This window comes from Kitasatospora sp. NPDC048540, from assembly GCF_040651175.1.
Lineage (GTDB): Bacteria > Actinomycetota > Actinomycetes > Streptomycetales > Streptomycetaceae > Kitasatospora.
Genome location: NZ_JBEZIR010000210.1, coordinates 1 through 7,685, shown reverse-complemented (window position 1 = coordinate 7,685; position 7,685 = coordinate 1). Strand labels below are relative to the sequence as shown.

Here is a 7,685-nt window from a genome sequence, read left to right as displayed (position 1 = left end):
CGGCTAACCCCTGCCGCTCGGCCGGCCGTCGCCGTCGCCGTCGCCGTCGCCGCGTGCCTGCCGGTCAGATGCTGGCGACCACCCGGTCGGCCAGCACGTAGACGGTGTCCTCGTCGGTGGAGAAGGTCAGCGAGTACGAGCCGGAGAACCGCGAGCCGCCCAGCAGCCGGACGTCCTCGCCGCCGCGGACGGCGTCGATCAGCCGGTAGGCCGCCTCCCGGTCGCCGGGCGCCACGCACAGGGTGGTGCCGTCGGCGAAGGCGTACACGTCCAGGGTGCCCAGCGGGCCGGGGCGGACGTCGGTGAGGCCGACCTTCTCCTCGGCGAGCGCCGCCAGCCGGTCGTCGGTCCACTCCCGGGACGGCGTCGGGCTGGGGATGAAGTCCGGGTGCGAGGGGTGCCGGCGCGGGTCGGGGGCGGTGGCGGGCTCGGTGTCGGTGTCGGCGTCCAGCAGGCCGGCGTCCAGACCGGTGGCGAGCAGGTCGGCCTCGCGCCGGGCGCGGGCCTCGCCGCTGTCGGCGGGGTGCGGGGCGCCGCCGCCGTGGCCGGGGTGGGCGGGCATCGACGGGTGGACGCCGCCCTGGGCCGGGCCGCCCTCGTTGATCAGGTCCTCCAGGGCGGAGCGCAGCGCCTCGCCGAAGGCCGGGTCCATGGTGCCGGCGTTGCCGGTGGTGTCGGCGGCCTCGTCCGGGCCGGTCGGCCGCGGGAAGAACAGCGGCCACTCCTCGCCGACGGTGGTGAAGGGGGCGTCGAACAGCGGGGCGTCCTCGGCCGCCCTGGCCTCCTGCTCGGCCCAGAACGCGCGGGCCTCGGAGATCTCCCGCTCCCGGTCGGCCGCCAGCGCCTCGGTCACGGCGCGGCGTATCACGGCCTCGTCGACCACGGCCGGGGCGGCGGCGCCCGGGGCGGCCGGGTCGTTCAGCCGGCTTGCGACACGGCGCAGTTGGAGCAGGACGCCGGTGGACACGGCGATCAGGATCAGCAGCAGGACGGTGTAGACGGCGCTCACGGAACGTACTCCTTGCGAGGAGTGGAACGGGGTTACGTCTCCACACTGCCGCATGAAAGGCAGATGCTGCAGTGGCTGATGTCCGTTTTATGTGTGACTTTCCCCCTTGTCCCCAAATTGTTAGGTAATACCGTTCTACGCTACGCAGTTGATCCATTCCGGACTGTCGACGAAACCGGCTGAATCGACAACGGGAAGGGCCGGATCACACCTGGGGTGTGATCCGGCCCTCAATTACTCTCGGTGAGCCCGAACGGGTGGTGCGGGCCTGCCCGGTGGGGTCAGCTGAGCCGCTCGATGACCATCGCCATGCCCTGGCCGCCGCCCACGCACATGGTCTCCAGACCGAACTGCTTGTCGTGCCACTGCAGGGAGTTGATCAGCGTGGTGGTGATCCGGGCGCCGGTCATGCCGAACGGGTGGCCGACCGCGATGGCGCCGCCGTTGACGTTCAGCTGGTCCAGGTCGATGCCGAGGTCGCGGTAGGACGGGATGACCTGGGCGGCGAAGGCCTCGTTGATCTCGACCAGGTCGATGTCGCCGATGGACAGCCCGGCGCGCTTCAGGGCCTGCCGGGAGGCCTCGACCGGGCCGTAGCCCATGATCTCGGGGGAGAGCGCGCTGACGCCGGTGGAGACCACCCGGGCCAGCGGGGTGATGCCGAGCTCGCGGGCCTTGGTGTCGGACATGATCACCAGGGCGGCCGCGCCGTCGTTCAGCGGGCAGCAGTTACCGGCGGTGACCGTGCCGTCGGGGCGGAACACCGGCTTGAGACCGGAGACGGCCTCCAGCGTCACACCCGCGCGCGGGCCGTCGTCGGCCGAGACCACGGTGCCGTCGGGGGTGGTGACCGGGGTGATCTCGCGCTGCCAGAAGCCGGCCTTGATGGCGGCCTCGGCCAGGTTCTGCGAGCGGACGCCGAACTCGTCCTGGTCGGCCCGGGTGACGCCCTTGAGCGCGGCCAGGTTCTCCGCGGTCTGGCCCATCGCGATGTACGCGTCGGGGACCAGCCCGTCCTCGCGCGGGTCGTGCCACTCGCCGCCGCCCTCCTCGGCGCGCTTGGCGGTGCGGGCCAGCGCGTCGTCGAAGAACGGGTTGAGGGTGCCCGGCATGCCGTCCGAGGTGCCGTTGATGCTGCGCGAGACGGTCTCCACGCCGGCCGAGACGAAGACGTCGCCCTCGCCCGCCTTGATCGCGTGCAGCGCCATCCGGGTGGTCTGCAGCGAGGAGGAGCAGTACCGGGTGATGGTGGCGCCGGGCAGGTAGTCCATGCCCATCTGCACCGCGACGATCCGGGCCAGGTTGTGGCCCTGCTCGCCGCCGGGCAGGCCGCAGCCCAGCATCAGGTCGTCGATCTGCCGCGGGTCCAGCTCGGGCACCTTGGCCAGCGCGGCGCCGATGATCTGCGCGGTCAGGTCGTCCGGGCGGACGTCCTTGAGCGAGCCCTTGAAGGCCCGGCCGATCGGCGAACGGGCGGCGCTGACGATGACGGCTTCGGGCATGACGGGCTCCTCGATGCGTGGCCTGGGCGGGCGAGCGGGTCCGGGCGCACGGGGGCCCGAGGTTGCTCGCAGGGAAAGTTACCGCTAAGTAGCCCCGGCGTCACCCGCCCCCGGGTGTGAGTTGGCCGACGCGGCCTCCGGCTCCGGCGAGGCGCCCGCGCCGGGCAGCCCGAGCCGCAGCCGGTGCCGCAGCTGCGCCCAGCGCCGGCCGCCGTCCGGGCCGACCGCCACCACCTCGGTGCCCGACTGCCCGGCCGCCGCGGCCGCGGCCACCGCGACCGGCAGCACCGCGTCGCCCTGCACCGGCCCGCTGCGGCCGGTCTCCTCGGGCCAGACCTCCAGGGCCGCGCAGAGCGAGGGCAGCAGCGCCATCGCGGCCGTCGCGTAGCCCTGGGCGGACGGGTGGTAGCGGTCGGCCGCGAACATCTCCGGCCGGGCGGCGAACTCCGGGCCGAGCAACGAACCCAGCGACACCGTCCGGCCGCCGGCCTCCACCACCGCGATGGTCTGGGCCGCCGCCAGCTGCCGGCTCACCCGCCGGGCCACCCAGCGCAGCGGCGGCCGGACCGGCTTGATGGTGCCGAGGTCCGGGCAGGTGCCGACGACCACCTCGCAGCCCGCCCCGCGCAGCGTGGCCACCGCGTCCGCCAGCAGCCCCACCGCCTGGGAGGCGGGGCTGCGCCGGGTCACGTCGTTGGCGCCGACCATGATCACGGCCAGCTCGGGCCGGAACGCCAGCGCCCGCCGGACCTGCCCGGCGAGATCGCAGGAGCGCGCGCCCGAGGCGGCGACGTTGTGCAGCCTGACCCGGCGCTCGGCGACCGAGGCGAGCCCGCAGGCCAGCAGCGCGCCGGGGGTCTCATGCCCGCGCAGGACCCCGAGCCCGGCCGCGGTGGAGTCCCCGAGGAAGAGCAGCCGCACCGGCGGCCGGGTGTCCGCGGGGTCCGCGAACGCTTCCCCGTACACCCCGTCGGCCCGCGGCGGATCCCCCTCCAGCAGGCCGATCGCGCGGATCGCCAGCCTGCTCTCGGTCAGCAGCACGCCCGCCACGCCGACCCCGAGCAGGCCGATACCGCCACCGCCGTAGGCCGCGGCGGTCGCGATCCTCCGGGCCACCCGGGCCCTCGACGCCTGTGCCCCTGGCATCCGGCACCCCCTTGTCCGTCCGCCGCCGCAGCGGCTCGTGCGGCGGCTCCGTACTCCTTGGTACCCGCGTGGACCCGCGCGCTATCGGCGCCCATCGGCCATCCGTGGCCATAGGCTTTGAGTACCCACAGTCACAGCAGCCATAGTCCGGGAGGATCCCCGTGCGGTACCACAACTCGATCATCGATCTGGTCGGAAACACACCTCTGGTCAAGCTCAACAAGGTCACCGACGGAATCAGTGCCACGGTGCTGGCCAAGGTCGAGTACTTCAACCCGGGCGGCTCGGTGAAGGACCGGATCGCGATGCGCATGATCGAGGCCGCCGAGGCCTCCGGTGCGCTCAAGCCGGGCGGCACGATCGTCGAGCCGACCTCCGGCAACACCGGGGTGGGTCTGGCCATCGTGGCCCAGCAGAAGGGCTACAGGTGCATCTTCGTCTGTCCTGACAAGGTCTCCACCGACAAGATCAACACGCTCCGGGCGTACGGTGCCGAGGTGGTGGTCTGCCCGACCGCCGTCGCGCCCGAGCACCCGGACTCGTACTACAACGTCTCCGACCGGCTGGTCCGCGAGACCCCGAACGCCTGGAAGCCGGACCAGTACTCCAACCCGGACAACCCGGCCTCGCACTACCACTCCACCGGCCCGGAGCTCTGGGAGCAGACCGAGGGGAAGATCACCCACTTCGTCGCGGGCGTCGGCACCGGCGGCACCATCTCCGGCACCGGCCGCTACCTGAAGGACGCCTCCAAGGGCGCCGTCAAGGTGATCGGCGCCGACCCGGAGGGCTCGGTCTACTCCGGCGGCACCGGCCGCCCGTACCTGGTCGAGGGCGTCGGCGAGGACTTCTGGCCGACCGCCTACGACCGCGAGGTCGCGGACGGGATCGTCGCGGTCTCCGACAAGGACTCCTTCCAGATGACCCGCCGCCTCGCCAAGGAGGAGGGCCTGCTGGTCGGCGGCTCCTGCGGGATGGCCGTGGTGGCCGCGCTGGAGGTGGCCCGCGGGCTCGGCCCGGACGACGTCGTGGTGGTACTGCTGCCCGACGGCGGCCGCGGCTACCTCTCGAAGATCTTCAACGACGACTGGATGGCCGACTACGGCTTCCTGCCCACCGCCGAGGACGAGGCGCACATCGGCGAGGTGCTGGCCCGCAAGGACGCCGTCGAGCACGAGGGCATCCCGCAGTTCGTCCACATGCACCCCAACGAGACGGTCGCCGAGGCCGTCCGGGTGCTGCGCGACTTCGGCGTCTCCCAGATGCCGGTGGTCTCGCCGGGCGCCGGGCACCCGGACATCATGGCGGGCGAGGTGATCGGCTCGGTGGTCGAGCGCGAGCTGCTGGACGCCCTGTTCTCGCAGCGGATCAAGCTCACCGACAGCCTGGACAAGGTGATGTCCAAGCCGCTGCCGGTGGTCGGTTCGGGCGAGTCCGTCACCAGCCTGATGGCGGTGCTGGAGAAGGCCGACGCGGCCGTCGTGCTGGTCGAGGGCAAGCCGCAGGGCATCGTCACCCGCCAGGACCTGCTGTCCTACCTGACCAGCCGGGCCGGTCACTGACCACGGGTCAGCGGCCTTGACGGGCCGGACGGGTGAGGACGGGCCGGCCCGGCGGTTGGTACACCGACGTCACGTCCGCGCATCACGGGGTTAACAACCGTCCGGCATCGTAGTGGTCGACGGCAAGACGCCGAGCACGGTGGCAGCGGAGGTCGGGAGCGGCTCCCCGGCATCGCAGCCACCACGGACACGTCGGTCGGCCCTGACCCGGCCCACCGTGTCCTGCGCGCGGGGGCTGCCGTCGTCCCGCCCCTGCCGGCTCCGGCCGGGAGGGTGTGGTGGCCCCCGCGCCACCTATCGCGCCGAGAGGCGCGTCTCCGCGGCTCCCGGGTGGGGGAGCCCTTGCGGAGGCGGCAGGGCCGGTACCCGGACTCGGGCACCGGCCCTGCCGTGTTCCGCGCGCCGGGTCCAGGGCGGGTCCACGCCGGGGCGTCGAACCCGTGTGCGCCGGCCCGTTTCCGTGCGGCGGCCCGCTCGCCTACCCTCGCAGGCATGACCAGCACTGATCTTTCCGGGCAGGACGCCCCGCGCTACGTCCGCCTCACCATAGAGCTCATCGCGGAGATCACCGACGAGCAGGCGCTCAAGGCCGCGGCCCTCGCCCAGGTCGACGCCGACGAGTACCTCGACGACGACGAGCGCGCGCAGTCCGTCGAGGCCATCGAGGTGGACCCGTCCGGCTCGCTCGCCCACTTCGTGGACCCCGTCGCACTGCTCGGCGAGGTGCCGGGCGTCGAGCTGACCTCGGCCACCTGGGAGTCGGCGATCACCGACTACGACCCCGAGGACGAGACCTGGGAGGAGCACGAGGTGGAGTAGCCCGTCCGGGCCTCGACCCCTGCCGCCGCCTGTCCCGGAGCATCCGGGGCGGGCGGCTTTTTCGATCGTTTGTCCGTTCTGATGGGATCTTGAGTATTCTCGAACGGTCTCGACCATTTCCTCACGGAACCGCAACAAGTCTCGATTGCGTCGGTCCCACCCGATGTGCCGGCAACGCGAGCAGCAGGGAGTCCGCAGTGACCGCACCGGAGAAGCCGAACCGTCCGCTCGGCGGCCAGTGGACGCGGCGTGGCGTGCTGGCGGGCCTGCTCGGCGCGCCGGCGCTGTTCCTGGCGGCCTGCGACGGCGGCAGCGGCGGCAGCAGCGGCGGCAGCAGCGGCGGCTCCTCGGAGAGCCCGCTGGCCCCGCAGGGCGGCACCGCCACCCCCAGCAGCAGCCCGAAGGCCTCGGTGGCGAAGATCACTGTCAGGCCGGCCAACGGCACCACCGACGCGCCGTTCGGCGACCCGGTCAAGGTCACTGTGACCGACGGCAGCCTGCGGGCGGTGGCGCTGGTGGACGCGACCGGCGCCGTCATACCCGGGCAGCTCAGCCCGGACGCCTCCGCGTGGACCTCGACCGGGCCGCTGGTCTCCGGCACCAAGTACACCGTCTCCGTGATCGCCGACGACCACAGCGGCCGCGAGGCCGACGCCAACACCAGCTTCGCCACCGCCACCCCGGCCAGCACCTTCGTCGGCTACTTCACCCCGGAGGACGGCTCCACGGTCGGCGTCGGGATGCCGATCTCGATCCGCTTCAACAAGCCGGTCACCAACCGCGCCGCCGTCCAGCGGGCCATCTCCGTGGTCGCCGACCCCGGCGTCGAGGTCGTCGGCCACTGGTTCTCCAGCACCCGGCTGGACTTCCGCCCGCAGCAGTACTGGGCCAAGGGCACCAAGGTCACGCTCAGCCTCCGGCTGAAGGACGTCGAAGGCACCAAGGGCGTCTACGGCATCCAGTCCAAGGACGTGACCTTCACCATCGGCCGCAGCCAGACCAGCGTCGCCGACCTCGCCGCCGACACCCTCACCGTCACCACCGACGGCAAGGTCACCGCCGTCTACCCGGTCATCGGCGGCTCCCCCGAACACCGGACCTGGGGCGGCAAGCTGGTCATCTCCGAGCAGTTCCAGCAGACCAAGATGGACTCCGCCACCGTCGGCCTCGGCGACGAGTACAACATCCCGGACGTGCCGCACGCCCAGCGCCTGACCGCCTCCGGCACCTTCATCCACGGCAACTACTGGTCGCCCGCCTCGCAGTTCGGCAAAGCCAACACCAGCCACGGCTGCATCTCCCTGCGGGACGTCCAGGGCGGCACCGACCCGACCACCAACGCGGCCAGGTTCTACGCCAGTTCGCTGATCGGGGACGTGGTCGAGGTGGTCAACTCCGGTGACAAGCAGGTCGACCCGGCCAACGGCCTGAACGGCTGGAACATGACCTGGACCCAGTGGAAGGCCGGCAGCGCCGTCTGACCCTCCGCCGGCCCGCCCGCCCTCCCCGCGTACCGGGAGAACGGCCCCGGATCCGACCGCCGCACCCGCGGCCGGAACGGGGTCGGCCCCGGATCCGGCCGCGATCGACCGGCTCGACTCGGGCGCCACCACCAGCAGCGGCCTGCTCCAGGAGCACCTCGCGGAC

At 72.6% G+C, this 7,685-nt stretch carries 6 protein-coding genes; 3 read left to right on the top strand and 3 right to left on the bottom strand.

What is annotated here, in order from left to right; all coding sequences use genetic code 11:
- Positions 1-64: 64 nt before the first annotated feature.
- From AB0D08_RS39405 to AB0D08_RS39395, 3 genes are all read right to left on the bottom strand, one after another.
- Complete coding sequence (locus tag AB0D08_RS39405; protein WP_359895157.1) at positions 65-1,009, bottom strand: hypothetical protein; 945 nt, start codon at positions 1,007-1,009, stop codon at positions 65-67.
- A gap of 281 nt (positions 1,010-1,290) precedes the next feature.
- A complete protein-coding gene (locus AB0D08_RS39400; protein WP_359895155.1) occupies positions 1,291-2,511 on the bottom strand; it encodes an acetyl-CoA C-acetyltransferase in 1,221 nt (406 codons plus the stop codon).
- An 84-nt stretch (positions 2,512-2,595) separates the two neighbouring features.
- Positions 2,596-3,657 carry an SGNH/GDSL hydrolase family protein gene (locus AB0D08_RS39395; protein ID WP_359895153.1) on the bottom strand — a complete coding sequence of 354 codons (1,062 nt, stop codon included), beginning with the start codon at positions 3,655-3,657 and terminating at the stop codon, positions 2,596-2,598.
- Positions 3,658-3,818: 161 nt separating this feature from the next.
- On the opposite strand from AB0D08_RS39395, the gene AB0D08_RS39390 reads away from it, so the two are divergent.
- The 3 genes from AB0D08_RS39390 to AB0D08_RS39380 all read left to right on the top strand — a co-directional run bounded on the left by AB0D08_RS39390 (position 3,819) and on the right by AB0D08_RS39380 (position 7,519).
- Entirely contained in the window at positions 3,819-5,219 is a 1,401-nt protein-coding gene (locus tag AB0D08_RS39390; protein ID WP_033822256.1) for a cystathionine beta-synthase, read from the top strand.
- Between the two features lie 492 nt (positions 5,220-5,711).
- Entirely contained in the window at positions 5,712-6,038 is a 327-nt protein-coding gene (locus AB0D08_RS39385) for a hypothetical protein (protein ID WP_033822257.1), read from the top strand.
- Between the two features lie 197 nt (positions 6,039-6,235).
- The gene (locus AB0D08_RS39380) at positions 6,236-7,519 is read left to right on the top strand and encodes an Ig-like domain-containing protein (RefSeq protein ID WP_359895150.1); all 1,284 of its coding nucleotides are present in this window, start codon (positions 6,236-6,238) and stop codon (positions 7,517-7,519) included.
- Positions 7,520-7,685 lie beyond the last annotated feature (166 nt).

Coding starts and splice junctions, on each gene's coding strand:
- AB0D08_RS39400 (WP_359895155.1), bottom strand. CDS start 2,511: ATGCCCGAAGCCGTCATCGTCAGCGCCGCCCGTTCGCCGATCGGCCGG.
- AB0D08_RS39395 (WP_359895153.1), bottom strand. CDS start 3,657: ATGCCAGGGGCACAGGCGTCGAGGGCCCGGGTGGCCCGGAGGATCGCG.
- AB0D08_RS39385 (WP_033822257.1), top strand. CDS start 5,712: ATGACCAGCACTGATCTTTCCGGGCAGGACGCCCCGCGCTACGTCCGC.